This window comes from Brachybacterium rhamnosum, assembly GCF_039526185.1.
Classification (GTDB): domain Bacteria; phylum Actinomycetota; class Actinomycetes; order Actinomycetales; family Dermabacteraceae; genus Brachybacterium; species Brachybacterium rhamnosum.
This window is the reverse complement of record NZ_BAAAIS010000002.1, coordinates 1,711,923-1,738,536: the sequence shown is the minus strand read 5'-3', so window position 1 is coordinate 1,738,536 and position 26,614 is coordinate 1,711,923. Positions and strand designations below refer to the sequence as shown.

23 protein-coding genes and 2 pseudogenes are annotated in these 26,614 nt (G+C 74.0%); 13 read left to right on the top strand and 12 right to left on the bottom strand.

The genetic code is table 11. The annotated features are described in order from the left end of the window. Positions 1 to 105 precede the first annotated feature (105 nt). Positions 106 to 1,443, bottom strand: a complete 1,338-nt coding sequence (hisD, locus tag ABD080_RS09915) for a histidinol dehydrogenase (protein WP_343904570.1) — start codon at positions 1,441 to 1,443, stop codon at positions 106 to 108. A gap of 201 nt (positions 1,444 to 1,644) precedes the next feature. On the opposite strand from hisD, the gene ABD080_RS09910 reads away from it, so the two are divergent. After that, positions 1,645 to 3,873, top strand: coding sequence for an NADP-dependent isocitrate dehydrogenase (locus ABD080_RS09910; RefSeq protein WP_343904568.1), 2,229 nt, complete (start codon positions 1,645 to 1,647; stop codon positions 3,871 to 3,873). Positions 3,874 to 3,945: 72 nt separating this feature from the next. Next, complete coding sequence (locus tag ABD080_RS09905) at positions 3,946 to 4,734, top strand: alpha/beta fold hydrolase (protein WP_343904566.1); 789 nt, start codon at positions 3,946 to 3,948, stop codon at positions 4,732 to 4,734. A gap of 27 nt (positions 4,735 to 4,761) precedes the next feature. Here ABD080_RS09905 and ABD080_RS09900 read toward each other — a convergent pair whose 3' ends face one another. The 5 genes from ABD080_RS09900 to ABD080_RS09880 form a co-directional block, all read right to left on the bottom strand. Beyond that, positions 4,762 to 5,550 carry a sulfite exporter TauE/SafE family protein gene (locus ABD080_RS09900; RefSeq protein ID WP_343904564.1) on the bottom strand — a complete coding sequence of 263 codons (789 nt, stop codon included), beginning with the start codon at positions 5,548 to 5,550 and terminating at the stop codon, positions 4,762 to 4,764. A gap of 101 nt (positions 5,551 to 5,651) precedes the next feature. Continuing rightward, on the bottom strand, positions 5,652 to 6,950 hold the full coding sequence (locus ABD080_RS09895; protein ID WP_343904562.1) for a globin domain-containing protein: 1,299 nt from the start codon (positions 6,948 to 6,950) through the stop codon (positions 5,652 to 5,654). A 123-nt stretch (positions 6,951 to 7,073) separates the two neighbouring features. Continuing rightward, the gene (locus ABD080_RS09890; RefSeq protein WP_343904560.1) at positions 7,074 to 7,457 is read right to left on the bottom strand and encodes a DUF488 domain-containing protein; all 384 of its coding nucleotides are present in this window, start codon (positions 7,455 to 7,457) and stop codon (positions 7,074 to 7,076) included. A gap of 1 nt (position 7,458) precedes the next feature. After that, a complete protein-coding gene (tpx, locus tag ABD080_RS09885; protein ID WP_137770259.1) occupies positions 7,459 to 7,956 on the bottom strand; it encodes a thiol peroxidase in 498 nt (165 codons plus the stop codon). Between the two features lie 66 nt (positions 7,957 to 8,022). After that, on the bottom strand, positions 8,023 to 8,895 hold the full coding sequence (locus ABD080_RS09880; RefSeq protein ID WP_137770258.1) for a polyphosphate kinase 2 family protein: 873 nt from the start codon (positions 8,893 to 8,895) through the stop codon (positions 8,023 to 8,025). Positions 8,896 to 8,962: 67 nt separating this feature from the next. Here ABD080_RS09880 and ABD080_RS09875 point away from each other — a divergent pair, with 67 nt between their 5' ends. The 3 genes from ABD080_RS09875 to ABD080_RS09865 all read left to right on the top strand — a co-directional run bounded on the left by ABD080_RS09875 (position 8,963) and on the right by ABD080_RS09865 (position 13,008). Further along, entirely contained in the window at positions 8,963 to 10,135 is a 1,173-nt protein-coding gene (locus ABD080_RS09875; RefSeq protein WP_343904557.1) for an amidohydrolase, read from the top strand. A gap of 111 nt (positions 10,136 to 10,246) precedes the next feature. Next, positions 10,247 to 12,724 carry a phosphoketolase family protein gene (locus ABD080_RS09870; RefSeq protein WP_343904555.1) on the top strand — a complete coding sequence of 826 codons (2,478 nt, stop codon included), beginning with the start codon at positions 10,247 to 10,249 and terminating at the stop codon, positions 12,722 to 12,724. Next, a complete protein-coding gene (locus ABD080_RS09865) occupies positions 12,721 to 13,008 on the top strand; it encodes an acylphosphatase (protein ID WP_343904554.1) in 288 nt (95 codons plus the stop codon). Before ABD080_RS09870 ends, ABD080_RS09865 begins: the two co-directional genes overlap by 4 nt. Here the strand turns inward: ABD080_RS09865 and ABD080_RS09860 are convergent. After that, entirely contained in the window at positions 13,005 to 14,159 is a 1,155-nt protein-coding gene (locus ABD080_RS09860; RefSeq protein WP_343904552.1) for an MFS transporter, read from the bottom strand. The genes ABD080_RS09865 and ABD080_RS09860 overlap by 4 nt on opposite strands. A 153-nt stretch (positions 14,160 to 14,312) precedes the next feature. Here ABD080_RS09860 and ABD080_RS09855 point away from each other — a divergent pair, with 153 nt between their 5' ends. Then, positions 14,313 to 15,314: a DUF808 domain-containing protein gene (locus ABD080_RS09855; RefSeq protein ID WP_343904550.1), complete on the top strand. Its 1,002-nt coding sequence runs from the start codon at positions 14,313 to 14,315 to the stop codon at positions 15,312 to 15,314. 73 nt (positions 15,315 to 15,387) lie between these two features. On the opposite strand, the gene ABD080_RS09850 is transcribed toward ABD080_RS09855, so the two are convergent. Then, complete coding sequence (locus ABD080_RS09850) at positions 15,388 to 16,032, bottom strand: SDR family oxidoreductase (protein WP_137770252.1); 645 nt, start codon at positions 16,030 to 16,032, stop codon at positions 15,388 to 15,390. Positions 16,033 to 16,223: 191 nt separating this feature from the next. Here ABD080_RS09850 and ABD080_RS09845 point away from each other — a divergent pair, with 191 nt between their 5' ends. The 4 genes from ABD080_RS09845 (at position 16,224) to ABD080_RS09830 (ending at position 20,809) form a co-directional block, all read left to right on the top strand. Next, entirely contained in the window at positions 16,224 to 16,985 is a 762-nt protein-coding gene (locus ABD080_RS09845) for a DeoR/GlpR family DNA-binding transcription regulator (RefSeq protein WP_137770251.1), read from the top strand. Then, positions 16,982 to 17,947, top strand: a complete 966-nt coding sequence (locus ABD080_RS09840) for a 1-phosphofructokinase family hexose kinase (protein ID WP_137770250.1) — start codon at positions 16,982 to 16,984, stop codon at positions 17,945 to 17,947. The genes ABD080_RS09845 and ABD080_RS09840 overlap by 4 nt, the downstream gene beginning before the upstream one ends. A 74-nt stretch (positions 17,948 to 18,021) precedes the next feature. Next, a complete protein-coding gene (locus tag ABD080_RS09835) occupies positions 18,022 to 20,058 on the top strand; it encodes a PTS fructose transporter subunit IIABC (protein WP_343904547.1) in 2,037 nt (678 codons plus the stop codon). Positions 20,059 to 20,116: 58 nt separating this feature from the next. Continuing rightward, positions 20,117 to 20,809 (top strand): YwaF family protein, encoded by a 693-nt coding sequence (locus ABD080_RS09830; protein ID WP_343904545.1) that lies wholly within the window; start codon positions 20,117 to 20,119, stop codon positions 20,807 to 20,809. On the opposite strand, the gene ABD080_RS09825 is transcribed toward ABD080_RS09830, so the two are convergent. Together ABD080_RS09825 and ABD080_RS09820 are read right to left on the bottom strand one after the other, a co-directional pair. Continuing rightward, on the bottom strand, positions 20,793 to 21,302 hold the full coding sequence (locus ABD080_RS09825) for a phosphoribosyltransferase (protein ID WP_137770248.1): 510 nt from the start codon (positions 21,300 to 21,302) through the stop codon (positions 20,793 to 20,795). The genes ABD080_RS09830 and ABD080_RS09825 overlap by 17 nt on opposite strands. A 55-nt stretch (positions 21,303 to 21,357) precedes the next feature. Beyond that, positions 21,358 to 24,555: a GH92 family glycosyl hydrolase gene (locus ABD080_RS09820; RefSeq protein WP_137770247.1), complete on the bottom strand. Its 3,198-nt coding sequence runs from the start codon at positions 24,553 to 24,555 to the stop codon at positions 21,358 to 21,360. Between the two features lie 95 nt (positions 24,556 to 24,650). On the opposite strand from ABD080_RS09820, the gene ABD080_RS09815 reads away from it, so the two are divergent. The 3 genes from ABD080_RS09815 to ABD080_RS09805 all read left to right on the top strand — a co-directional run bounded on the left by ABD080_RS09815 (position 24,651) and on the right by ABD080_RS09805 (position 25,957). Continuing rightward, positions 24,651 to 25,298 (top strand): mismatch-specific DNA-glycosylase, encoded by a 648-nt coding sequence (locus ABD080_RS09815; RefSeq protein WP_137770246.1) that lies wholly within the window; start codon positions 24,651 to 24,653, stop codon positions 25,296 to 25,298. Positions 25,299 to 25,378: 80 nt separating this feature from the next. After that, positions 25,379 to 25,708: a plasmid stabilization protein gene (locus ABD080_RS09810; protein ID WP_137770245.1), complete on the top strand. Its 330-nt coding sequence runs from the start codon at positions 25,379 to 25,381 to the stop codon at positions 25,706 to 25,708. 102 nt (positions 25,709 to 25,810) lie between these two features. Next, positions 25,811 to 25,957, top strand: coding sequence for a hypothetical protein (locus tag ABD080_RS09805; RefSeq protein WP_240811322.1), 147 nt, complete (start codon positions 25,811 to 25,813; stop codon positions 25,955 to 25,957). A 125-nt stretch (positions 25,958 to 26,082) separates the two neighbouring features. Here ABD080_RS09805 and ABD080_RS09800 read toward each other — a convergent pair. Both ABD080_RS09800 and ABD080_RS09795 read right to left on the bottom strand, forming a co-directional pair. Beyond that, positions 26,083 to 26,268 (bottom strand): annotated as a pseudogene (locus ABD080_RS09800) (thymidine kinase); the annotation flags it as partial. 10 nt (positions 26,269 to 26,278) lie between these two features. After that, a pseudogene (locus ABD080_RS09795) lies at positions 26,279 to 26,497 on the bottom strand (histidine phosphatase family protein); the annotation flags it as partial. Between the last annotated feature and the right edge of the window lie 117 nt (positions 26,498 to 26,614).

Below are 26,614 nucleotides of genomic sequence, written 5' to 3'. Positions count from 1 at the left end.
ACGGTAGCGCAGGGCCGGGGAGCCCACAACTCCCCGACCCTGTGTCAGGTGTCCGAATTCTCCGGACCGCTCCGGAGCGGCGAGGGCGCCTCGCCCCCGCCCTGCTCAGCGCTCGAAGCGGATGTCGATCGCGCGCCCGTGCGCGGGCAGCCCCTCGGCGGCGGCGAGCGTGGTCGCGGCGTGCCGGGCGCTCTTCAGCGCGGCCTCGTCGTAGTCGACGACGTGGATCCCGCGCAGGAAGGTCTGCACGCCGAGCCCGCCGCCGAACCGCGCGCTGCCGCCGGTGGGCAGCACATGGTTGGAGCCGGCCGCGTAGTCGCCGAGGCTCACCGGCGCGTGCGGGCCCACGAACACGGCGCCCGCGTTCGTGACCCGGGCGGCCACCTCGGCGGCCTCCGCGGTGTGGATCTCGAGGTGCTCGGCGCCGTAGGAGTCGACGACCTCGATCCCCTGTTCGACGTCCCGCACGAGCACGACGCCGCTCTGCTCGCCGCGCAGCGCCTCGGCGATCAGATCGGCGCGAGGGGCCTGCGCGACCTGCTCCGCGAGCTCCGCCTCGACGGCGTCGACGAGCTCCGGCGCATCGGTGACGAGCACGCTCGCGGCCATCGGGTCGTGCTCGGCCTGGGAGATGAGGTCCGCGGCGACGTAGGCGGGGTGCGCCTCGGCGTCCGCGAGGATCGCGATCTCCGTGGGGCCGGCCTCCGCGTCGATGCCGACCCGCCCGCGCACGAGGCGCTTCGCGGCGGCGACGTAGACGTTGCCGGGACCGGTGATCATGTCCACCGCGTCGAGGCCGCGGCCGTCGCCGAGGTCCTCCGCGCCGTGGGCGAGCAGGGCGATCGCCTGGGCGCCGCCCGCGGCGATCACCTCGGTGACGCCGAGCAGCGCGCACGCGGCGAGGATCGTGGGGTCCGGGAGGCCCCCGCGCTCCTTCTGCGGCGGGGAGGCGAGGACGATCTGCCGCACCCCGGCGACCTGCGCCGGGACGACGTTCATGATCACGGAGCTCGGGAGCACGGCGCGGCCGCCCGGCACGTACAGGCCCACGCGGCGCACGGGCACCCAGCGCTGGGTGACGGTGCCGCCGGGGACCACCTCGACGCGCTCGTCGGGCCGGCGCTGGGCGGAGTCCACGGCGCGCACGCGCGCGATCGACTCCTCGAGGGCGGTGCGGATCGCCGGGTCGAGCTCCGCGAGGGCTTGCTCGATCGCGGCGGCGGGCACGCGCAGATGCTCCGGCCGGATCCCGTCGAAGCGCTCGGAGGCGTCGAGCACGGCGGCGGCGCCGCGGGCGGCGACGTCCTCGACGACGGGGCGCACCGCCGCGGCGGCGGCCTCGACGTCGAGCTCGGCGCGGGGCAGCGCGGCGCTGAGCTCCGCGGCGCTGAGGCTGCGCTCGCGCAGGTCGAGGACGGAGAGCAAGGGAGCGGGATCAGGCATGGGCGCCAGTCTAGGAGCGGCGCCCGGTGCCCGGCCGAGGAGCCCGGCCCTCGGTCCCGGCCGAGCCCTCCCGCGTGCTCCTCCGCTCCCGTACCGTGGGCATGTCCGGACCGACGGGCGCCGAGGCCCCGCCCAGGCGCTGTCGATTAGTCTTGACGTCAAGACATCTGCCACGTCGACCCGAGGGAGCCCCCCGACACCATGGCGCGCATCATCTACACCCATACCGACGAGGCGCCGATGCTGGCGACGGCGTCGTTCCTGCCGATCCTCGAGGCGTTCTCCACCACCGCCGGGATCGACGTCGCCACCCGGGACATCTCGCTCGCGGGCCGCATCGTCGCGGCCTTCGGCGACCTCCTGCCCGAGGACCAGCGGGAGGCGGACGCCCTCGCCGAACTCGGCGACCTCGCGAAGTCCCCCGAGGCGAACATCATCAAGCTGCCCAACATCTCCGCCTCGGTGCCGCAGCTGAAGGCCGCGATCGCCGAGCTGCAGGGCCAGGGGATCGACCTCCCCGACTACCCGGACAACCCCGAGACCGAGGCCGAGAAGGACGCCCGCGCCCGCTACGACGCGGTCAAGGGCTCCGCCGTGAACCCGGTGCTGCGCGAGGGGAACTCCGACCGCCGCGCCCCGCTCGCCGTGAAGAACTTCGCGAGGACCCACCCCCACCGCATGGGCGCCTGGAGCGCGGACTCCCGCACGCGCGTCGCCACGATGGACGGCCAGGACTTCCGCGACTCCGAGCAGTCCGTGGTCCTCGAGGAGGAGGACACCCTCTCGATCCTCCACGTTGCCGCCGACGGCGCCGAGACCGTCCTCAAGGCGGAGCTGCCCGTGCTCGCCGGCGAGGTCGTCGACTCGACCGTCCTGCACGCCGCCGCGCTCGACGCCTTCCTCCAGGAGCAGATCGCCGCCGCGAAGGCCGACGGCGTGCTGTTCTCCGTGCACCTCAAGGCCACGATGATGAAGGTCTCCGACCCGATCATCTTCGGGCACGTCGTCCGCGCCTTCTTCCCAACGCTCTTCACGCAGTACGGCGACGTGCTCGCCGAGGCCGGGCTCTCCGCCAACAACGGCCTCGCCGGCATCCTCTCCGGCGTGGAGGCGCTCGACGAGGCGACCCGCGAGGGCGTCAAGGCCGCCGTCGCGCAGGACCTCGCCGACGGCCCCGCCCTCGCCATGGTGAATTCCGCCAAGGGCATCACCAACCTCCACGTCCCCTCCGACGTCATCGTCGACGCCTCCATGCCCGCGATGATCCGCACCTCGGGCCACATGTGGAACGCGGACGACGCCGAGCAGGACACCCTCGCCGTCATCCCCGACTCCTCCTACGCGGGCGTCTACCAGGCGACGATCGAGGACTGCCAGGCCAACGGCGCCTTCGACCCGACCACCATGGGCACCGTCCCCAACGTGGGCCTCATGGCGCAGAAGGCCGAGGAGTACGGCTCCCACGACAAGACCTTCGAGCTCGACGCCGCCGGGAAGGTCGAGGTGCGCGACGCCTCCGGCGCCGTGCTCATGAGCCACGACGTCGAGGCCGGGGACATCTTCCGCGCCTGCCAGGCGAAGGACGCCCCGATCCGCGACTGGGTCCAGCTCGCCGTGCGCCGCTCGCGGCTCTCCGGCATGCCGGCCGTGTTCTGGCTCGACGAGTCCCGCGCCCACGACCGCAACCTCATCGCGAAGGTCGAGGCGTACCTCGCCGAGGAGGACACCGAGGGCCTCGACATCCGGATCCTGAACCCGGTCGCGGCGACGAAGCACACCCTGGAGCGGGTGCGCCGCGGCGAGGACACGATCTCCGTGACCGGCAACGTGCTGCGCGACTACCTCACGGACCTCTTCCCGATCATGGAGCTCGGCACGAGCGCCAAGATGCTCTCCGTGGTGCCGCTCATGGCCGGCGGCGGCCTCTTCGAGACCGGGGCCGGCGGATCCGCCCCCAAGCACGTGCAGCAGCTCGTCGAGGAGAACTACCTGCGCTGGGACAGCCTCGGCGAGTTCCTCGCCCTCGCGGAGTCCCTGCGCCACCTCTCCCGCACGGCGGATAACCCGCGCGCGGCGGTGCTCGCGGACGCCCTGGACCGGGCCACCGAGACGCTGCTGAACGCCGACCAGTCGCCGCAGCGCAAGCTCGGCACGATCGACAACCGCGGCAGCCACTTCTACCTCGCCCTGCACTGGGCGCAGGAGCTGGCGCAGCAGAGCGAGGACAAGGAGCTGCAGGCGGCCTTCGTGCCGATCGCGAAGGAGCTCACCGAGGGCGAGGAGACCATCGCCGCGGAGCTGCTCGCCGTGCAGGGCTCCCCCGCGGACATCGGCGGCTACTACCGCCCGGACCCCGAGAAGGTCGCGGCCGTCATGCGCCCCTCGGCGACCTTCAACCGCATCCTCGAGGAGATCGCCGCGGCCCTCTGACCGCCCGCTCCCCTCAGGCCTGCCGGCCGGCCCCTCGGGCCGGCCGGCAGGTCCGTCCCGGAAGGATCCTCCGTGCCCGTCATCCCCTCCCCCGTCGACGGCATCGACCTGCGCTACGACGTGACCGGCGCGGGATCGCCGGTGGTGCTGCTGCACGGATCGGTGCTCTCCCGCGCGATCTGGCGGGGCCTCGGCTACCTCGCCCCGCTCGCGGCGGAGCACCGGGTGATCCGGGTGGACCTCCGCGGCCACGGCCGCTCCGGGAAGCCCGACGATCCCGCCGCGTACACCCAGGACGCCTTCGTCGCCGACCTCATCGCCGTGCTCGACGCGGAGGGGATCGACCGTGCCGCGCTCGTGGGCTACTCGCTCGGCGCGAGGGTCGCGCTCACCGCGGCGCTGCGCCACCCGGAACGGGTGACCCGCCTGGTGAGCCTCGGCGGGAGCGCTGCCGCCCAGCACGGCGCCGTCGACCAGGTGTTCTACCCGGGCGTGATCGACTCGGTGCGCGAGCACGGCATGGAGGAGTTCTGCGCCGAGCAGGGCCTGGGCCCCGAGGTCACCTCCCGCCGGGGGGCGGCGACCCGGGCGGCGTTCCTCGCCGCGGACCCGGCCGCGATGGCGGCCCTGCTCGCCGCGACCGATGCGACCCCCGCGATCCCCGAGGAGGACCTGTGCGCGCTCGCGGTCCCGTCGCTGTGGATGGCCGGCGGGGACGACCACCCGCGCTGCGAGGAGTCCCGGGAGTCCGCCGCGGTGATCCCCGGGGCCCGCTTCGTGGAGCTGCCGGGCCGCACCCACGGCGGCACGCTCAGCCCCGCGGAGCCCGTGCTGGCGGAGGTCCTGCCCTTCCTTCGGTGAGCGCCGCCGGAGGGGCGGGCTCGGGGCTCAGAGCACCTGCCGCACGAGGGCCACGATCGCGACGAGGACGATGATCCCGCGCAGCACGCCCTCGGGCAGCTTCTTCGCCAGGTGCGCGCCGAAGTAGCCGCCCAGCAGGGCGCCCACGGCGATCGCGGCGGTCGCGATCCACACGATCTCGACGCCGAGCACGACGTGCGCCACGAGGTAGACCGTGGCCGCGGCGGCGTTGACCACGAGGCTCGCGAGGTTCTTCACGTGGTTGACCTCGCCCATCGGCCTGCCCGTGATGGCGCCGAGCACGCCGAGGTAGAGGATCCCCTGGGCGGCGGTGAAGTACCCGCCGTAGACGGAGGCGCCGCCCATCGCGGCGAGCAGCGCCGGGGAGCGGTACGGGCTGCCGAAGTGCTCCGCGCTTACGCGGCCGGCGCGTCGGGCGGCGATCGCCCGGGTGATGGGCTTCTGGAGGACGACGAGCAGCAGCGCGAGCACGATGAGGACGGGCACCACCACGTCGAGCGCGTCCGAGGGCGAGAGCAGCAGCAGCACGGAGCCGGTCGCGGCGAGCACGGCCGTCGTGACGATCAGCGGGACCAGCGCGCGGCCCTCGGCGGCGATCTCGCGGCGGTATCCGGTGACGGAGCCGATCGTCGAGAAGAGGATGCCGATCGTGTTCGTGCGCACGGCCGTGCCCGGCGGGATCCCGAGGGCCAGCAGCACGGGGAGGGTCAGCAGGGACCCCGAGCCCACGGCCGCGTTGATGGCGCCCGCGAGGGTGCCCATGATCAGCAGGACGAGCAGGGAGAGGGGATCCACGAGGGACGACCCTACCGCCGGGCGTGACGGGCGCTCTCACGGGTCCGGCGTGGACGGATGCGGTGCCCGCACCGGGGGTCGGGGCGGGCACCGGGGCGTCCTCAGGCCGGCAGCAGCCAGTCGTTCGGGGAGAACAGCTCGAAGTGCACCCGCTCCTCGTCGGCCCCGGCCGCGCGCAGCTGGTCACGCAGATCCTTCAGGAACCCGCTGCCGCCGCAGAGGTAGATCTCGGCGTCCTCGGGCAGCGGTACGCCGGCGAGCGCCATGCGGCCCTCGTGCACGGTGATCCGGGGATCCGGGGCGCCGCCGGGCACGTGCTCAGCGGAGCCCGCGGCGAACCAGAGGTCGAGCTGGGAGTTCGTGCAGGGCGGCAGACCGGCGACGGTGCGAGCGAGCTCGTCGACGAGAGCCGCGTCGCGGGCGTCCGCGTCGGCGTGCAGGACGATCGCACGGCGTCCGCGCTGGTGCACGGCCAGGTACCGGAGCATTCCGAGGATCGGGGTCGCCCCGATGCCGGCGGAGACGAGCACCACCGGTGCGTCGGAGTCCGTGTCCAAGGCGAGATCACCGAACGGCAGGGTGACCTGGAGGCGGTCACCGACGGCCACGTTCTCGTGCAGCCAGGTGGAGACCTCACCGCGGGGGTCGGCGTCGACCGCGTCGACACGGCGCACGGAGATCCGCCAGCGGCCACCGCCGGGGACGTCGGAGAGGGAGTACTGGCGCAGCTGGCGGGCCCCGTCGGGCAGGCGCACCCCGACGGTGACGTACTGCCCGGGCACGAAGTCCGGCAGCGGTGCGCCGCCGGCCGGGGAGATCAGCTCGAAGCTCGCGACGTCGCTGCTCTCCTCGACCCGCGTCGCCACGACGGCCTCCCGGAACACGTCGCCGGGCTCGACGCCGGCAGCGGCGTAGAGGTCCTTCTCGAAGGAGATGAGGGTCTCGGCCATGTGCCAGTAGACGGCGGACCAGGCCGCGGCAACGGGCTCGGTGACGGCCTCACCGAGGACCTCACCGATCGCGGCCATGAGGTGCTCGTGGACGATGCCGTACTGGTCCTCGACGATGCCGAGGGAGGCGTGCTTGTGGCCGATGCGGCCGAGCATCTCGCTCGGGCTCGGCCCCTCGGGGGCCACGAGGATCGTCGCGTAGCTGGCGACGGAGGCGGCGAGCGCCTTCTGCTGGGCACCCTGCGCCTGGTTCCCGCGGTTGAAGGTGTCGGCGAGCAGCTCGGGCCGGGCCGCGAACATGCGGCGGTAGAAGGTCGCGGCGATCTCGGCGATGTTCGCGCCGACGGCGGGGAGCGTCGCGCGGACGATCTCCTCGTGCTCGGGGCTCAGGCGACGGGCGGTGTCGAGACGGGGCTGCAGGGGCCGCGCTGCGGAGACGTCCTCGGCCATGGGTGGTCCTTCCTGATCTCTTCCGGGGGACCGCGGCGGGGGACGCCGTGGCACCTCCACGGTAGGAGGGTGCGCGGGAGAGTCGATGGACCGAGGTCCCGGTCCCCTGCGCGGACCGATCTCTCAGCCGTCCTCGCCGCGCTCGACGTCGAGGAGCGCCTGGCGCAGCACCTGCGCGTGGTTCTTCTCCACGTCCTTCGCCGCGTACAGCAGCGTGATCCTGGAGACACCGGCGCTCCGTGCGCGCTCGAGCAGGTCAGCGGCGGCGCCGCTCCGGTCGAGCTCGCGCCGGTAGCGCGCGGCGAACTCCTCGACGTCGAGCTCGCCGGAGTGGAAGGCACGGCGCAGGTCCGTCGAGGGGGCCGCGTCCTTGTCCCACTCGTCGTGCGCCAGGCGCTCCTTCTTCACCCCGCGCGGCCACAGTCGGTCCACGAGCACGCGGGACGTGCCGGCCGCGGCGCCGCCGTCGTCCAGCACGTCCCGCACGCGCTCGAGATCGATCTCCATGTCAGGCGAGGGCGGCCTTCGCGGCCTCGTAGTCGGGCTCCTCGGAGACCTCGGCCACCTGCTCGGTGTAGGTGACGGTGCCGTCGGCGTCGGCGATGACGACCGCGCGGGAGAGCAGGCCGGCGAGCGGGCCGTCCTGCATGGTGACGCCGAAGTCCTCGCCGAAGGAGGAGCGGAAGGCGGAGCCGGTGACGACGTTCTCGATGCCCTCGGCGCCGCAGAAGCGGGCCTGCGCGAAGGGGAGGTCCTTCGAGGCGCAGACGACGACGGTGTCCTCGAGGCCGGCGGCGATCTCGTTGAAGGCGCGCACGGACAGGGCGCAGGTGCCGGTGTCGAGCGACGGGAAGATGTTCAGCACGATGCGCTTGCCGGCGAGGTCCGCGCTCGAGACGGGGGCGAGGTCCTGGCCCACGAGCTCGAAGGCGGGCAGGGCGGAGCCGACGGCGGGGAGCTCACCGACGGTGGTCACGGGGGTGTTCTTGAAGGTGATGGAAGCCATGCCCCCATCCTCACCCCCGTGCGGGGGAACCTCAAGCCGGCTCCGCGCCCGCCCTGCCCGGACCCGTCAGTCGAGGGTCGCCGTGAGACGCTCGAGCTCGCCGCGGATGTCGAAGTCCGCCGCGGGCCACTGCGGGTCGATCCCCTGCAGGGCGTCGAGCAGCAGCTGCTGGACGGCGATGCGGGCGTACCACTTGCGGTCCGCGGGGACCACGTGCCAAGGGGCCGCCTCGGTGGAGGTCGCCGCGAGCGCCTTGTCGTAGGCGTCCATGTACTCCTCCCAGCGCAGCCGCTCGTCGACGTCGCCGGGGTTGTACTTCCAGTGCTTGTCCGGGCGCTCGAGCCGCTCCATGAGCCGCTCGCCCTGCTCCGCGTGGGAGAGGTGGAGCATGACCTTGACGACCGTCGTCCCGGCCTCGACGAGCTCCTTCTCGAAGGCGTTGATCGCGGCGTACCGGTGGCGGATCTCGTTGCCGTCGGCCCAGCCGTGCACGCGGTGGATGAGCACGTCCTCGTAGTGGGAGCGGTCGAAGACGCCGATCATGCCGGGGCCGGGCACGCGCTTGCGGATGCGCCAGAGGAAGTCGTGGCGCTTCTCCGCCCGGGTGGGTGCCTTGAAGCCGGTGATCTGCACGCCCTGCGGGTCCACGCCGCCCACGACGTGGCGCATGATGCCGCCCTTGCCGGAGGTGTCCATGCCCTGCACGACGAGCAGCACCGAGGGGCCCTCGCCGGTCGCGCGGGACTGGGCGTACAGCCGCTCCTGCAGCTCGTCGATCGGGGCGTCGAGCTCCGTGAGCCGCTGCTGGCCGTCCTTCTTCTTCCCGTCGAAACCCGGGGTGGAGCGCGGATCGATGTCGCGGACGGTGCCCGTCCAGCCCGGCTCGATGAGCACCCCGCGGGGAGGGTCCTCCGTGTCCTTCTGCTTCTTCGCTGACATGGGCACACTCTAGTCACGGGCGCTCACCCCGCTTGACCTGCGACGCGCCCCGGGGAAGGGTGCGGGGATGAGCACCCTCGCGATCACGAACGCCCGCCTCCTGCCCGTCTCCTCCCCCGCCGTGGATGGCACCGTGATCGTCGAGGACGGACGGATCGCGGCGCTCGGCGCGGGCGTGGCCCCGCCGCCCGGGACGGAGGTGCTCGACGCCGCGGGCGCCTGGCTCACCCCGGGGCTCGTGGACGCGCACGTGCACCTCGGCGTGCACGAGGAGGGCGAGGGCTGGGCCGGGGACGACACCAACGAGATGACCGATCCGGTGATGGCCGCGGCCCGCGCGATCGACGCGATCAACCCCCTGGACCTCGGCTTCGACGACGCGATCACCGGCGGCGTCACCGCCGTGAACGTCAACCCCGGCTCGGGGAACCCGATCGGCGGTCTCGCGGTGGCCCTGCGCACCCACGGCCGTGTGGTCGACGAAATGGTGCTGCGCGAGCCCTCGGGGCTGAAGGCGGCGCTCGGCGAGAACCCCAAGCGGGTGTACGGGGAGAAGAAGCAGACCCCGTCGACGCGGCTCGGGGTCGCGCTGACGATCCGCACGGCGCTCGCGAAGGCGCGCGCCTGGGCGGCGGAGGACCCCGAGGAGCGGGACGTGGACCTCGTCTCCGCGGCGCTCGCGCGGGTGCTCGCTCGCGAGATCCCGTGGCGCCAGCACTCCCACCGGGCCGACGACATCGCCACCGCGCTGCGCCTGGCCGAGGAGTTCGGCTACGACCTCGTGCTCGACCACGGCACCGAGGCGCACCTCATCGCCGACCGGGTCGCCGCCGCCGGGGTGCCCGTGCTGTACGGGCCGCTGATCGTCTCCCGCTCGAAGGTCGAGGTGCGCCGCCGCACCCCCGCCGCGCCGGGGATCCTCACCCGCGCCGGGGTGGAGGTCTCGATCATCACCGACCACCCGGTGGTGCCGATCGAGTTCCTCGTGCACCAGGCGGCGCTCGCGGTCAAGCACGGCATGGACCCCGCGGACGCCCTCGCCGCGATCACCCTGCACCCTGCGCGGGTGCTCGGGATCGACGACCGCGTGGGCAGCCTCGAGGTGGGCAAGGAGGCGGATCTCGTGCTCTGGGAGGGCGATCCGCTCGACGTCCGGAACCGGACCCTGCGCGTGTGGCAGTCCGGCCGGGAGGTCATGCACCGCGGGGCCGACGGCGAGCCGGTCATCGCCCCGCGCTGAGCGAGGAGGGCGCCGGGACCGAAGGCCTTCCCCCTCACCGTCCTCGAGCCGTAGCGTTGGCGACGCGGACGCTTCCCGCCCGCTTCCGGTCCCCGGCTCCAGGAAGGCACCATGAACACCGCTACCGTCTGGCCGAACTCTCCGTCCCACGCACCCTCGACGGAGGAGCTGACCGCTCTCCACGCCTGGTGGCGCGCCGCGAACTACCTCTCCGTGGGGCAGATCTACCTCATGGACAACCCGTTGCTGCGCACCCCCCTCACCCGGGACCACGTGAAGCCGCGCCTGCTGGGTCACTGGGGCACCACCCCGGGCCTGACCTTCCTCTACGCCCATGCGAACCGGGCGATCGCGCAGCGCGACCTCAACGCGATCTTCGTGACCGGCCCCGGTCACGGCGGCCCGGGGCTGGTGGCGGCGAGCTACCTCGAGGGCACCTACACGCAGACGTACCCGGCGATCACGCAGGACGAGGCCGGGCTCAAGCGCCTGTTCACGCAGTTCTCCTTCCCGGGCGGCATCCCCTCCCACGTGGCACCGGAGACGCCGGGCTCGATCCACGAGGGCGGCGAGCTGGGCTATGCCCTCTCGCACGCCTACGGCGCGATGTTCGACAACCCCGACCAGATCGCCTTCACCGTGGTGGGCGACGGCGAGGCGGAGACCGGTCCGCTGGCCACCTCGTGGCACTCGAACAAGTTCGTCAACCCTCACTCCGACGGGGTCGTGCTGCCGATCCTGCACCTGAACGGCTACAAGATCGCCAACCCGACCGTGCTGTCACGGATCGGGGACGCGGAGCTCGAGGCGCTCATGCGCGGCTACGGGCACGAGCCGTTCGTGTTCACCGGCGGGTTCGACGACGAGGACCCGCTCGAGACCCACGCCCGCTTCGCCGCCCTGCTGGACGAGGTGCTGGACCGGGTCGCCGCGATCAAGGCGGAGGCCGCCGCGGCGGCGGAGGCCGGGCGGGAGTACGAGCGCCCCGCGTGGCCGATGATCGTCTTCCGCACCCCCAAGGGCTGGACCGGCCCGAAGCAGATCGACGGGAAGAAGACCGAGGGGTCCTGGCGCTCGCACCAGGTGCCGCTCGCGAGCGCCCGCGACACCGACGAGCACCTCGCGGACCTCGACGCCTGGCTCCGCTCCTACCGGGCGGAGGAGCTGTTCGACGAGGACGGCGCCCTGCGACCGGAGATCGCCGCGGCGGCGCCGACGGGGACGCACCGGATGTCCGCCAACCCCATCACCAACGGCGGCGCGGTGCTGCGCGCCCTGCGTCTGCCGGCCTTCCAGGACTATGCGGTGGACGTCCCCCGCCCGGGCGGTAGCGTCTCCGAGCCCACCCGCGTGCTGGGCGACTGGCTGCGGGACGTGGTGGCGCAGAACCCGGACAACTTCCGGATCTTCGGTCCCGACGAGACCGCCTCGAACCGTCTGCAGGCCGTCTACGACGTGACGGACAAGCAGTGGAACGCGGACTTCGTGCCCGAGGACCTCGAGGAGCACCTGGCGCGCAGCGGCCGCGTGATGGAGATGCTCTCCGAGCACCAGTGCCAGGGATGGCTCGAGGGCTACCTGCTCACCGGGCGCCACGGCCTGTTCTCCTCCTACGAGGCGTTCATCCACATCGTCGACTCGATGGTGAACCAGCATGCGAAGTGGCTCAAGGTCACCAACGAGATCGAGTGGCGCCGGCCGCTGGCCTCGTTGAACTACCTGCTCAGCTCGCACGTGTGGCGGCAGGACCACAACGGCTTCAGCCACCAGGATCCCGGCTTCATCGACCACATGGTCAACAAGAAGGCGGAGATCGTGCGGGTGTACCTGCCGCCGGACGCCAACACGCTGCTGTCCACCTACGACCACTGCCTGCGCTCGCGACAGTACGTGAACGTGGTGGTGGCCGGGAAGCAGCCGAACCCGAACTGGCTCACGATGGAGGAGGCCGTGCTGCACTGCACGCGCGGCCTGGGCATCTGGGACTGGGCCGGCACCGAGGTCGAGGGCGTGGAGCCGGACGTGGTGCTCGCGTGCGCCGGGGACATCCCCACCATCGAGGTGCTCGCGGCCGCGCGGATCCTGCGCGAGGAGATGCCCGAGCTGAAGGTGAGGGTGGTCAACGTCGTGGACCTGATGCGCCTGCAGGACGACTCCGAGCACCCGCACGGGCTCTCCGAGAAGGACTTCGACGGGATCTTCGGGACGGACGTGCCCGTCGTGTTCGCCTACCACGGCTACCCCTGGCTCATCCACCGCCTCGCTTACCGCCACGACCGGAACGGCCGGATCCACGTGCGCGGCTACAAGGAGGAGGGCACCACCACCACGCCCTTCGACATGCTCATGCGCAACGACACCGACCGCTTCCACCTGGTGATGGACGTGATCGACCGCGTGGACGGCCTGGGCACCCGCTCCGCCGGGCTGCGCCAGCGGATGGCGGACGAGCGGATCCGCGCCCGCGCCCACGCCTACGCCCACGGGGAGGACCTCCCCGAGGTCGCCGGCTGGCAGTGGGACGACAACGCCGACGAGGCCGACGCCGGGAAGGGCACCATCGCGGACACCGGCGGCGACAACGAATGAGCGGTGACGACGCCCTGCGCCGGGTCGTGCGGGTGCACGGCCGGGTGCAGGGCGTCGGCTTCCGCTGGGCGACCGCGCAGGAGGCGGAGCGCCTCGGTGTCGCGGGGACGGTGCGGAACCTGCTCGACGGCACCGTCGAGGCCGACGTCGAGGGGCCGGCCGCCGAGGTCGCGTCGCTCGTGGACTGGCTCGGCCACGGGCCGCCGTCGGCGCGGGTCGCACGCACCGAGGTGACGGTGCGGGCACCGCACGCCGCTCCCCCGTCGGGCTTCCGGGTGCTCTAGGCCGTGCGGGGCCCGGTCCGGGCCCGGTAGCGGGCGACGAGCGCGGTGCCCGCGGCGCCGAGGAGCACCGAGACGGCGAGCATGCCGGTACGGCCCGCGGTCTCCAGGAGGATCCCGCCGAGGGCGGCGCCGAGCGCGATCGAGACGTTGAAGGCCGCGCTGTTCAGCGCCGTGCCCTCCTCGACGCGCGCCCCGGCCTCGGAGTCCACGAAGGACTGGATGGTGACGGAGGCGGCCCCCGCGAAGAGCCCCCACGCGGGCAGCAGGAGCACGGCCGCGACGGGGGTGCGCAGCAGCACCGCGACCGCGAGCAGGGAGAGCGTGAGCCCTGCGGCGACGACGAGCACGGCGGTCGGCGCGCCGCGGCGGCGGATCACCGGGGCGATCGCGACGTTCCCGATCATCCCCGCGACCCCGAAGAGCAGCAGGAGCAGGCCCGTGCGCCCGAGCGGCACCCCCGCCTCCTGCAGCAGCGGGCTCACGTAGCTGTAGGTGGCGAACTGGGCGACGATCAGCAGGAGCGTGAGGCCGACGGCGTGGCGCACCCCGCGACCGCGCGCGGCCTCCCGCATCATCGCCGGGGTCACGGGGACGGCCGCCCGCACGGGCCGCACGAGCACCGCGACGAGCAGCGCCATGACGAGCGCGGCGGCGCCGACCACCGCGAAGGCCTCCCGCCAGCCCAGGTGGGTGCCGATCCAGGTGGCGAGCGGGACCCCGAGCACGAGCGCGCCGCCGGTGCCGCTGAAGGCGAGGGTGAGGGCGGTCGCGTGCCGGGCGGGGTCCACCTGCCCCACGGCGACGATCGGCAGCACCGCCCAGTACAGGCCGATCGACACCCCGGCGAGGACCCGCGCCACGAGGACCACGCCGAAGCCCGGGGCGAGGACGGTCAGCAGGGCGGAGGCCGCGACGCAGAGCAGCGCGAGGACCAGCACGAGCCGGCGGTCCAGGCCCCGCACGAGGACGGGGGTCGTCACGGAGGTCGCGGCCGCGACGAGACCGGGCACGGTGACCGCGAGACCGGCGACCCCCTCGGGGATGCCGAGCTCCGCGGACATCACTGGGAGCACGCCGATCGGCAGCTCCTCGATCGTGATGAGCACGAAGATCCCCACCGCGAGGGACGTGACCCCGGACCACTTCCGCATCGGCTCCCGCTCCTCCTGCTCCTCGTCGCCCCGCCGTCCCCGGCGGCGCGCAGCGCGGACAAGCCTACGGCCGGGCGACCGACTACGCTGTGGCCCTGAGCCGCCGCCGCGACCAGCTGGGCCGGCGCACGACGACTCCCGAGGGGGACCCGCATGGCCGGAGGCCTGGCTGCACTGCTCGACGACGTGGCCGCGATCGCGAAGATGGCGGCCGCGAGCACGGACGACGTCGCCGCCGCGAGCGCGAAGGCGTCCGCGAAGGCGGCCGGCGTGGTCATCGACGACGCCGCCGTCACCCCGCAGTACGTGAAGGGGCTGAATCCCTCCCGCGAGCTGCCGATCATCTGGCGGATCGCCCGGGGCTCGTTCATCAACAAGCTCGTGATCATCCTGCCGATCGCGCTGCTGCTCTCGTGGCTCGCGCCGTGGGCGCTCACCCCGATCCTCATGATCGGCGGCACCTACCTGTGCTTCGAGGGCGCGGAGAAGGTCTGGGAGCTCGTCTCCGGCGCCGAGCACGAGGAGCAGCCCGCCGCGGCGAAGGGGGCGGACTCGGAGAAGGGGATCGTCTCCGGCGCCGTGCGCACGGACCTCATCCTCTCCGCGGAGATCATGGTGATCTCCATGAACTCGATCGACGCGGACTCGATCTGGATGCGCGCGATCATCCTCGCCTCCGTCGGCATCCTCATGACGGTCGCCGTCTACGGCGCGGTCGCGCTGCTCGTGAAGATGGACGACGTGGGGCTGGCCCTGTCCCGCCGCGAGCGCAAGGGCAGCCAGAAGCTCGGCGAGGCGCTGGTGCGGGCGATGCCGGTGGTCATGACCGCCATCAGCTACGTCGGCATGGTCGCCATGCTGTGGGTGGGCGGCCACATCATCCTCGAGGGCCTGCACACCTTCGGTCTCGCCCAGCCCTACGGCCTGGTCCACCACCTCGAGGAGGCCGTCGCGGGCGTCCCGGGCGTGGGCGCGGCGCTCGCCTGGCTGGTCAACACGTTCTTCAGCTTCGTGCTGGGGCTCGTGTGGGGCGCGATCATCGTCGCGGTGCTGCACGTGCTGCCCTTCGGCAACAAGGAGCACGGCGGATCGTCCGAGCACGGCGCGGCGGGCACCGACGAGGCGGCGGGGGCCGCCCCGCGCACCGACCACTGAGCCCGGAGCCCTGAGCGAAGGGAGAGGGCCCCGCACCGGACGGTGCGGGGCCCTCTCTCCTGTGCGGGTGGGCTCAGGCGCGGCCGACGGCCTCCGCGATCGGCGTCTCGCCCGAGTTGAAGGCGATGAAGCGGCCGTGGGTGTCCTCGCGGTCCACGACCTCGGCGATGACGGCGGCGACGTCGGCGCGGCTCACGGTGTCACCCTCGGCGGCCTGCGTGTCGATGCGGCCGGTGGGCTCCTCGAGGGTGAGACCGCTGGGCCCGAGGATCGTCCAGTCGAGGTCGGTGCCCTGGAGGTGCTGATCCGCCGCGGCCTTGGACTCGGCGTAGGCGAAGAAGCCGTCCTCCGGGTCCACGCCGTGATCGGGGCCGGCCCCGAAGTAGCTGACCATGACGTAACGGCGGGCGCCCTGGCGCCCCGCGGCCTCCATGGACGCGATGGCCGCGTCGCGGTCCACGCGGTACGTGCGCTCCGGGGCGCCGCCGCCGGCACCCGCGGACCACACGACGGCGTCGCTGCCGGCGAGCAGCGCGTCCCAGCCGGAGTCGTCGAGCGTCTCGATGTCCGTGACGACGGGCGTCGCGCCCGCCTCCTCGATCTCGGCGCGATGCTCCGGGTTGCGGATCACCGCGCTCACCTCGTGGCCGGCCTTCGCGAGCAGCGGCTCCGCGAGCAGCGCGACCTTGCCATGTCCTCCGACGATCATGATCTTCATGGGACCCACCCTGCCACCGCGCGGCGCCGAGCGGCAGGGGTTCGGCGGTCCGCGAACTCGTCGCTCGCCCCGCCCGCCGCACACTCCCCCATAAAACAACAGATCCACATGTTGCTCTGTGTGGGCTTCAGGGCTACGGTGGGCACACCCCGCAGCACCCTCTCCTCCGACGACGCAGGTGATCGATCCCCATGTACGCCCCTCAGCGCCACCGCGCGATCCTCGACGCCCTCGCGACCGAGGGCCGGGTCGCCGTCTCGGATCTCGCCGAGCAGTTCGAGGTCACGACCGAGACCGTGCGCCGCGACCTCGACCAGCTGGACCGCCGCGGCGTCCTCGCCCGCGTCCACGGCGGCGCCATCCCCCGCGCCGCCGCCGTGCTCGAGCCGGACCTCGCCTCCCGCCGCGACACCCGCACCGACCTCAAGGCGCGCATCGCCGCGGCCGCCGCGACGCTCCTGCCGCTGGACCCCGAGGCCGCCGTGCAGCTCGACGCGGGCACGAGCACCCTCGCCCTCGTCCCCCACCTCTCCGAGCGCACCGGCGCCGTGGTCACCCATGCGCTCGACGTCGCCCAGGCGCTGCTCGCCCTCGACGGCCCGCCCGTGCACCTGCTGCCGGGGCGGCTGCGCCCGGGCACCGGGGCCGCCGTCGGCGCCGCGACCGTCGACGCGATCCGCGCCCTGCGCCCCGAGGTCGCCTTCCTCGGCTGCAACGGCTTCGACGCCGAGGGCCTCTACACCCCGGACCCCTCCGAGGGCGCCGTGAAGACCGCGCTCCTGCAGCAGGCAGGCCGGCGTGTGGTCCTCGCCGACTCCTCGAAGGCCGGCGCCCGCCGGCTCGTCCGCATCGCCGACCTCGAGGAGATCGACGTGATCGTCACCGACGACGGCCTCGCCCCCGCCCTGCGCGGCGAGCTCGAGGCGACCGGGGTGGAGGTCGTGATCGCATGATCATCACCCTCACCGCGAACCCGTCCCTGGACCGCACCGTCACCCTCACCGCCCCGCTCGTCCCCGGCGGCGTGCACCGCATCGCCGAGGACGCCACCCAGGCGGGCGGCAAGGGCGTGAACGTCTCCCGCGCCCTCCACCAGGCCGGCGAGGACACTCTCGCCGTGCTCCCCGCCGGCGCCCAGGACCCCTTCACCGCCCTGCTCGCCGGCGCCGACCTCCCCCATCGCACGGTGCCCGTCGCGGGCCCCGTGCGCACGAACCTCACCGTCGTCTCCCCGCCCGGGGTGACCACGAAGATCAACGAGCCCGGCCACGCCCTGACCCCGGCGGAGGCGGAGACGCTCGCCACCGCGCTCCACGGCGCCACCCGACCCGGCGATTTCGTCATGCTCTCCGGCTCCCTCGCCCCGGGCCTGCCCGCGGACTGGTACGCCCGCCGCATCCAGGAGCTGCACGAGGCCGCGGTCCCGGTGGGCGTGGACACCTCCGACGCCCCGCTCGCCGCCCTCGCCGCCGCCTGGCGGGCGGACCGCTGCGCCGCCCCGGACCTGCTGACCCCGAACGCCGAGGAGCTCGGTCAGCTCACCGGGGCCGACGGCGCCACGATCGAGGCCGCCGCCGAGCAGGGCGAGCTCGCCCCCGTAACGGAGGCCGCCCGCGCCCTGCACGCCCAGGGCGTCGGCGCCGTGCTCGTGACCCTCGGCGCCGCGGGCGCCGTGCTCGCCACCGCGGAGGGGACCTGGCACTGCGCGGCCGTCTCCGGTGAGGTCCTCTCGACCGTCGGCGCCGGGGACTCCGCGGCCGCCGGATACCTCCTCGCGAGGGTCCGCGGCCGCGAGGAGCCCGAGCGGCTCGCCTGCGCCGTCGCCTACGGCACCGCCGCGGTGGCGCTGCCCGGCACCACGATCCCCCGCCCCGACCAGGTCGCCGTCCGCGAGGACCTCGTCCGCGCCCTCTGAGCATCCCCGCCGTCGGCCTCCCGGCCGTCGGCCCCTCCCCGGGACACCCCCGGGCCACCAGTGAAGGAGCTGGCATGTCCGCACTCATCACCGCCGACCTCGTCCGCCTGGACGTCGCACCGGCCGGCGACAAGCTCGCCGTCATCGGTCAGATGGCCGATCTCATCGCCTCCACCGGCCGCAGCGAGCGGGACGGTCTCGAGGCCGGCCTGCTCGCCCGCGAGGAGTCCTTCGCGACCGGCATGCCCGGCGGCTTCGCGATCCCCCACTGCCGCACCGAGGCGGTCCACGAGGCCGCCCTGGGCCTGATCCGCCTGAGCGAGCCGGTGGACTTCGGCGCCCAGGACGGCCCGGCCGACGTCATCATCGGCATCTCCGCCCCCGCCGGGACCGACGACCAGCACCTCCAGCTGCTCGCCCAGCTATCCCGCGCGCTGATCCGCCCCGAGTTCCTCGCCTCGCTGCGCGCCGCCACCACCTCGCAGGAGGCGGCGGACCTCGTGCTCGACGTGCTCGAGCCCGCCCAGCGCGGCGAGCAGCCCGCTGCCGCCCCCGTGGCCGAGGCCGCCCCTGCCGACGCGACCGCGGAGGACCTCCCCGTCCTCCTCGCGATCACCTCGTGCCCCACCGGCATCGCCCACACGTACATGGCCGCCGAGTCGCTCGAGAACGCGGCGAAGGAGCGCGGCGTCGAGCTGCACGTCGAGACGCAGGGCTCGGGCGGCATCACCCCGTTCACGCCCGAGCAGATCGAGCGCGCGGGCGCGCTCATCGTCGCGGCCGACGTCTCGATCTCGGGCCGTGACCGCTTCGCGGGCCTTCCCCTCGTGGAGCATCCCGTCAAGCGCGCGATCTCCCACGGCCCGCAGATGATCGACGAGGCGATCGACGCGGCCGGGGACCCCGCCGCGCGGCGCGTCCCGGCGACGACCGGCGCCGCCGCCGCGTCCTCGTCCTCCGGCGGCGAGCAGCAGCAGTCGTGGCCCAAGCGGATCCAGGCGGCCGTGATGACGGGCGTCTCCTACATGATCCCCTTCGTCGCCGCAGGCGGCCTGCTGATGGCGCTCGGCTTCCTGCTCGCCGGCTTCGACGTCGCCTTCGTGGCGCAGGACGTCGCGACCGGCAGCAGCCTCACCGACCTCCCCGGCCACGTCACCTACGACGGCGCTGCGGGCGAGCTCCTCTCGAAGCGCTCGGGCCTGCTGCTCTACCTGGGCTCGGTCGCCTTCCTGCTCGGGAACACCGGCATGGACTTCCTCGTCGCCGCGCTCTCGGGCTACATCGCCTTCGGCCTCGCCGGGCGGCCGGGCATCGCGCCCGGGTTCCTGGGCGGTGCGATCTCGGTGCTCGTGGGCGCCGGCTTCCTCGGCGGTCTCGTGACGGGCCTGCTCGCCGGGCTCATCGCGCTGTGGCTGACGACCTTCCGCCCGCCGCGCTGGCTCGCGGGGCTCATGCCCGTGGTGATCATCCCGCTCGTGACCTCCGCCGTGGTGGGCGGGGCGATGCTGCTGGCCATCGGCCGCCCGCTCGCGTGGGTGATGACGACCCTGCAGGATGCCCTCACCGGCATGAGCGGCTCCTCCGCGATCCTGCTCGGCGCGATCCTGGGCCTCATGATGTGCTTCGACCTGGGCGGCCCCGTCAACAAGGCGGCCTACCTCTTCGCGACGGCGGGCCTCTCCCAGGGCACCGAGGCGTCCTTCGAGATCATGGCGGCCGTCATGGCCGGCGGCATGGTCCCGCCGCTCGCCATGGCCCTGTCCACGACGATCGCCCGCCGCCTCTACTCCCCCGTGGAGCGGGAGAACGGCACGACCGCCTGGCTGCTGGGCGCGGCCTTCATCTCCGAGGGCGCGATCCCCTTCGCCGCGGGCGACCCGCTGCGCGTCATCCCCTCGATGATGGCGGGCGGCGCCCTCACGGGCGCCCTCACGATGGCCTTCGGCGTCGGCTCGCAGGCCCCGCACGGAGGCATCTTCGTGTTCTTCGCGATCTCCCCGCTGTGGGGCTACGTGGTCGCGATCCTCGCGGGCACCCTGCTCTCCGCGGCGCTCGTGACGCTTCTGAAGGCACGCCACGCCCGCACGTCCGCCGCCGCCGTCGCCGCCTGAGGCGCGCTGCCGCCACCGCATCCGGAGCGGGGGCCGCACGGGGAGCTAGCCTCCCGGTGTGGCCCCCGCTCCGTTCGCGCGCATGACCCCCTACGGCACCGAGCATCTCGTGGTGCTCGCCCTCACCGCCGTGGCGGCCGTGCTGCTCGTGCGCTGGGCGCGCCGCACCCCCGCCGAGCGCCTGGACCTGGTGCTGCGCCGCGCGGGAGGGGTGCTGCTCGTGAACAACCTGCTGTGGATCCTGTGTGGCTTCGCCCCGTGGTCCTGGAACATCGACGAGTCGCTGCCGCTGCACTTCTCCGACGCCCTGCGCGTGCTCACCCCGATCGCGCTCATCACCCGGGCCCGCTGGGCGGTCGCCGTGAGCTGGTACTGGGGGCTCACGCTGAACCTGCAGTCCGTGCTCACCCCGGACGTCAACTTCTTCGTGTGGCCGCCGCTCGAGCTCGCCGAGTACTGGATCGGGCACAGCACGGCGCTGCTCGCGCCGATCGTGCTGTGCTGGGGCTGCGGCTTCCGGCCCACCTGGCGCGCCTGCGGCCTCGCCTATGCGGCGACCGTCGGCTGGGCGGGGGTCGCCTTCGTCGGCAACCTGCTGAGCGGCGCGAACTACGCCTACCTCATGCACGCCCCGGCCGGGCCGAGCCTGCTCGACGTGCTCGGGCCGTGGCCGTGGTACCTGCTCGTGGAGGCCGCGGTCATCGCCGCCGTGTGGGCGGCGATGACCTGGCCGTTCACGCGCTCGGGGTGACCGGGGGCTCCGCGGACCACGGGAAGACGATCCAGCGGTCGGTGCGGCGCCACGCGAAGTCGGGGGCGATCACCGAGGCGGACTTCGCGTAGAGCACGGCGCTGCGGGCGTCCGCGCCGGTCTCCCGCAGCAGGTCGAGCACGAGCGCGAGGGTGCGCCCGGAGTCGGCGACGTCGTCGACGACGAGCAGACGCTTCCCGGCGATCGACTCGGTGTCGAGCATCGGGGCGAGCAGCACCGGATCCGGCAGCGTCTCGTGGACGTCGGTGTAGAACTCGACGTTGATCGCGTCGGAGAGCTTGAGGCCCAGCGCGTAGGAGAGCGAGCCCGCGGGCAGCAGGCCGCCGCGCGCGATCGCGATGATGATCTCCGGGGCGAAGTCGGAGTCGGCGATCTTCTGCGCGAGCTCCCGGGAGGCGGTGCCGAACTGCTCCCAGGTCAGCACCTCCTTCTCCGCGAGATCGGAGGAATCGGCGTGGTAGGCCTGGGTCATCGTGGGACAGCTCCTGGATCGGTGGGGCGCGAGGTCCCCGATCGTACCGATGCCCTCAGGCGAGCAGCTCCGCCTGGGCGAGCCGCACCGCCGCCCCGGTGCCGCGCAGCACGATCCGGTGGTGGGCGACGGGCGCGTGCTCCGGCAGGGCGAAGGGCCGGGTCTGCCGCCGCCACGGGAAGGTCAGGCCCTCGCGGGCGTCGAGCAGCTCCCAGGCGGCGCCGTCGGAGGAGATCTCGAGCCGCCAGGCGATCGGGTCCGCCCCCTCCTCGGCGCCCGAGGTGAGGGTGAGGAAGCGGGCCGCGGACGGCTCCTCGAGCTCGGGCAGCACGATCGTGATCTTGTCGGCCCCGGCCGGCTCGGCCCCGGTCAGCTCGACCTCGGTCCGGGAGTCGTCGTCCAGGAGCGGATCCGCACCGTCGCGCGGCAGCAGGTCGAGCAGCGGGCGGGGGCTCCGGCCGGGCGCCGTGGGCGAGGGCGGCACCTCGCCCCAGCCGGCCGGCTCCCCGGCGAGCGCCATCGCGATCTCGCCGCGCAGGTCACCGTGCTCGATCCAGGCCTGGGGATGGTCCTGCCCGCGCACGGTCATCGCGGTGACAAAGGGGTGGTCCGGGGCCTGCCCGGTCGCGGTCACCGTGAACGCCTCGCCGCCGAGCGGCCGCACGCGGGCCTGCGCGAACAGGGGCGCGACGAGGTGGTAGCGGGGCGTGCCGAGCTGCAGCGGGTACAGGCCGAGCGCCGTGAGCAGCCACCAGGCGCTCATCTCGCCGTTGTCCTCGTCGCCGGGGTAGCCCTGGCCGATCTGCTCGCCGACGAACAGCCGGCGCTGCACCTCCCGCACGACCTCCATCGCCCGCTCGGGGGCGCCCGCGTGGTGGAAGAGGAACGGGATGTGGTGGGAGGGCTGGTTGGACATGCCGAACTGGCCCATCCTGACGGCTCGCGCCTCGTCCATCTCGTGGATCGCGTGGCCGTAGGTGCCCTTGCGGTCCGCCCGCTCCGGGGTCGCGAAGAACTCCTCGAGCTTCGCGCGGAGCCCGTCGCGGCCGCCGTACAGGGAGGCGAGGCCCTCGCCGTCGTGCGGGACGTGGAAGGCGAAGTTCCAGCCGTCGGTCTCGGTGAAGTCCCCGCCCCAGGAGAGCGGGTCGAACTCCTCGGGCGTCTGCGCGACGGCGCCGTCGGCCCGGCGGCCCTGGAAGAAGCCCACGGCGGGGTCGAAGAGCAGCGGGTAGTTCGCGGAGCGGGCGCGCAGGTAGGCGGCCTCCTCGCGGATCTCCCGGCGGCGCGCCTCGGGCAGTGCGGGGCCGGCGGCGAGGAGCTCTGCCTGGGCGGCGAGGCCCGCGTCGTTGATGTGCGCCTCGAGCGCCCAGGAGACGGACTCCTCGGTGTCGGTGTCGACGTAGCCGGTGAACACGGAGCGCTCCCCGCCGCGGCGGCCCACCTCCCCCGCGCTCGGGGTCACGGTCGCATTGCGCAGGCCGGCCTCGTAGGTCGCGAGCGGGTCCGGCAGCGGGACGCCTTTCACCTGGAGGTCCGCGAAGGAGATGTCGGAGCTCGTGCCGGTCATGCAGTCGGCGTAGCCCGGCGCGGACCAGCGGGCGATCCAGCCGCCCTCGCGGTGCTGCTGGACGAAGTCGTCGGCGAGCTGCGCGGCGAGCTCGGGGTAGAGCAGCGCGTAGGCGGGCCAGGCGGTGCGGTAGGTGTCCCAGAAGCCGTGGTTCACGGCCATGCGTCCGTCGACGATCTGCGCGTTCGTCGCGTCGTCGCTCGCCTCGCCGAGGACGGGCAGCACGGGGCTCGCGTGCACGGGGCGCGGCGCGCCCTCCTCCCCCGCGTCCTCCCAGTGGGAGTTGGGGTAGAGGTTCAGGCGGTAGAGGCTCCCGGTGAGGGTGCGGCGCTGCGGGGGCGTGGCCTCGGGCACCTCGATCACGGAGAGCCGCTCGGTCCAGGCGGAGTGGGCGGCCTCGCGCACCTGCTCGAGGGTGCGTCCCGCGAGCTCCCGTGCGAAGGTCCGCTCGGCCTGCTCCTGGCCCACGAAGCTCGTCACCCAGCGCACGGTCACCGCGGTGGTGCCCTCGGCGAAGCGCAGCACGGCCGCGCCGGGCGTCGCCCCGGGCGCCGGCTCGACGGCGACAGGGGCGGGGTCGAGCTCGGCGCGCACGAACATGCGGGTCGTGCCGTCGGCCCGAGCGAACCCCTCGTCGATGCCGGAGTCCACCCAGGCGCGGACGAGGCCGCGGCCGACGGCGTCCTCGGTGAGCACCCGGGAGTGCTCGTCGACGCCCTCGAGCAGGAGCCGCGGGGCGGGACCCGCGGGGGCGCCGACCTCGATCACGGCGCCGTGGTCGGTGGGGGCGAGGCGCAGGGTGTGGGCGCCGTCGAGGGTCACGGCGTAGAGGTCGGGGCGGGCGACCTCGTCGGCGTGGGAGAAGCCGAGCGCACGGGCGGCCGGGGAGGCGTCCGCGGCGTCGGCGTCCAGCGGCATGAGCAGGAACTGGGCGCGGTCCCCCATCCAGGGGCTCGGCTGGTGGGAGATGCCGAGGCCCTCGAGGCGGGGCCGGTTGTCGGCGCCGTTGCGGCGGTGGTACTCGTACACCCAGCGCCGGGTGCGGGCGTCGGTCATCGGGGTGAAGAAGGCGAAGCCGTTGGGCCAGGCGGTGAGCGGGAGGTTGTTGCCGCGCGAGAAGTCGCCCGAGGCGTAGGTGCCGCGGCGGGTGTCCACCCAGGCGACCGGGTCGTCGAGGGGAGGATCCGCGGGGAGCGGGCCCAGGTACGGGCCGTCGATCCAGCCGCGCAGCTCGGGGTCGCCGCCCGCGGGGGCGTCCGCCGCGAGGAGCACCCCGGTGATCGTGCGGCCCGCGGCGGCGGCGAGGTCCACCTGCACGTCGTTCCACTGGTCGGCGTAGAGGATCCGGCCCTCCCCGAGGCCGCTCGCGGTGGCGGGGGTGCCGTGCTGGTCGCGGGGGTCGAGAGCGGAGAGGCGGGTGCCGTCGTCGAGCTCGAGGTCGATCGCGACGTGGGTCGCACCCCAGGTCTGGGCCTCGTCGAGAGCGGGGAACAGATAGGTGCGCAGCACGTCTCCGGGGGCGATGCGGCGGCCCACGATGCTCTCGACCCCGTCCTGCGCGGGCAGCGGCGCCTCGGCCCTCTCCCCCGGGGCGAGGCGGTAGGCGAGGGCGGTGGGCGCGAGGAAGCCCGCGCCGTCCCTGCTGGTGGGGGTCCCCTGGGGGCCGGCGTCGACGGTGACGATCATGGGGACGAGCCTAGTGGCGCCCCCTCCCCGGGCCGTCCGCGCGGTCCGCCCTCCGGACGGGCACCTCTCGGGACGCGGGCTAGGGTGCCGGGGTGATGCCCCGACGCCCCTCCCCGCTCCGCGGCCGACGCCCCACGAAGGACGACCTCGCCGAGGTCCCCACCACGGATCCGGACGTCATCGACGACCTGCTGCCGGACCCGTCGGCCGATCCGGCGCTGCGCCTGCTGATCGTGGGCATCAACCCGGGGCTGTGGACCGCCGCGGTGAACGCGCCCTTTGCCCGCCCCGGCAACCGCTTCTGGCCCTCGCTGCACGCCGCCGGTCTCACCTCCCGCCCGGTGGACGCCTCGCGCGGACTCGAGGACGAGGACGCCGCGGACCTGCTGGGCCGCGGCGTGGGCGTCACGAACCTCGTGGGACGGGCGACGGCGCGCGCCGACCAGCTGCGCCGCGAGGAGCTGCGCGAGGGCGGGGCCGGCCTCCTCTCCCGACTGCCTGCCCTCGCACCGCGGGTCGTCGCGATCGCGGGCATCACCGCGTACCGCCAGGCCTTCGACCTGCCGAAGGCGCGGCTGGGCCGCCAGGAGGAGGTGCTGCCGGACGGCTGGCCGGAGGGGCCGACGCTCTGGGTGGTGCCCCAGCCGAGCGGTCTGAACGCCCACGCCACGATCGCCTCTCTCGCGGCGACGTGGCGCGAGGTCGCCGCGGAGGCCGCCGTGCCGCTCGCCGAGCACGCCTGAGCCCTCGACAGCCCCGCGTCGACGGTGGAGGATCGAGGCACGGGGCGTCCCGTCCCCGCCCGCCGACGGAAGGAGCGGCCATGCCGCAGCAGGCCTGGAGCGACAAGCGCGAGCGCCAGTACGAGCACGTGAAGGACAGCGCCCTCGAGCGGGGCGAGGACGAGGGCACGGCGGAGGAGATCGCCGCGCGCACGGTCAACAAGACGCGGGCGCAGGCGGGTGAGGCGGAGGAGGCCTCCCGCACCTCCCTCGAGGACGACTCCCCCTCCCGCCGCGGCGGGCGCCGCTCCCACGAGGGGGCGCAGGGCCGCACGAAGGAGCAGCTCTACCAGGACGCGCGGCGCGAGGGGATCGAGGGGCGGTCCCGCATGAGCAAGGCGGAGCTCGAGCAGGCTCTCGAGGACCGCTGAGGCCCCTGAGCCGGCGATGCCCGCTGAGCCGTCGGTGCCCGTCCCGTCCGCGCCGCCGGTGGCGACGAGGGCCGGTGGGGCTGGTGCAAGGACCGCTGGGGCGTGAGCTCGCAGATCGTCCCGCAGCGCCTCGACGACCAGCTCGCGGAGTCCGGACCGGTCGCCACGGCGGTGACCGCGGAGATGTTCGCGCAGCGTCGCCTGGACACCGCACGGCTCGAGGCCGCCGCGGAGGCAGCCCGCTCCTGAGGTGGACGCTCAGGGCCGCTCGTGGTGGAGCAGCTCCCGGCCCGCGCCGCCTCCAGCACGGGATCGACGAGGTCGGGGCCGAAGAACTGCGCCTCGTCGATCGCGAGGAGATCCGGCGCGCCCGCCCGGAGCAGGTCCCGCAGCGCGGGGGCGTCGGCCACGGCGCGGGCGGGGATCCGGTCCCCGGTGTGCGCGGTGATGCCCTCCGCGTAGCGGGTGTCGAGGGCGTGGGTGAGGACCTCGACGCGGAGCCCGGCGAGGTGCGCGCGGCGCACACGGCGGATCAGCTCCTCCGACTTCCCGGCGAACATGGGCCGCGGCGAGCGGGGCGGCCGTCTCCCGCGTCCGTGCGAGCGGGGAGGCGTGGAGAGCGTCGATCCGCGTCCCCTCGAGGCGCTCGACGAGGGCGCGCGCCTGCTCCCGGCCACTCGGGGCGAGGTGCAGGCCGGGGGTGCGGCCGGGCAGAAGGGACCCGGTGGTGGCGGTGGTGCCGTGACGGATCAGCAGCACGGTGGTGGCGGGGGCGGCGCGGGAGCTCATCGCGGCCACCGTACGACCGGGTGGGCCGCTCGAGAAGACCGCTCCGCGCCGTCGCGGTATTCCCGCCGAGGGTGGTGCTGTCGGGGCTCCCCACCGGGCCGCGACCGGGTCTAGCGT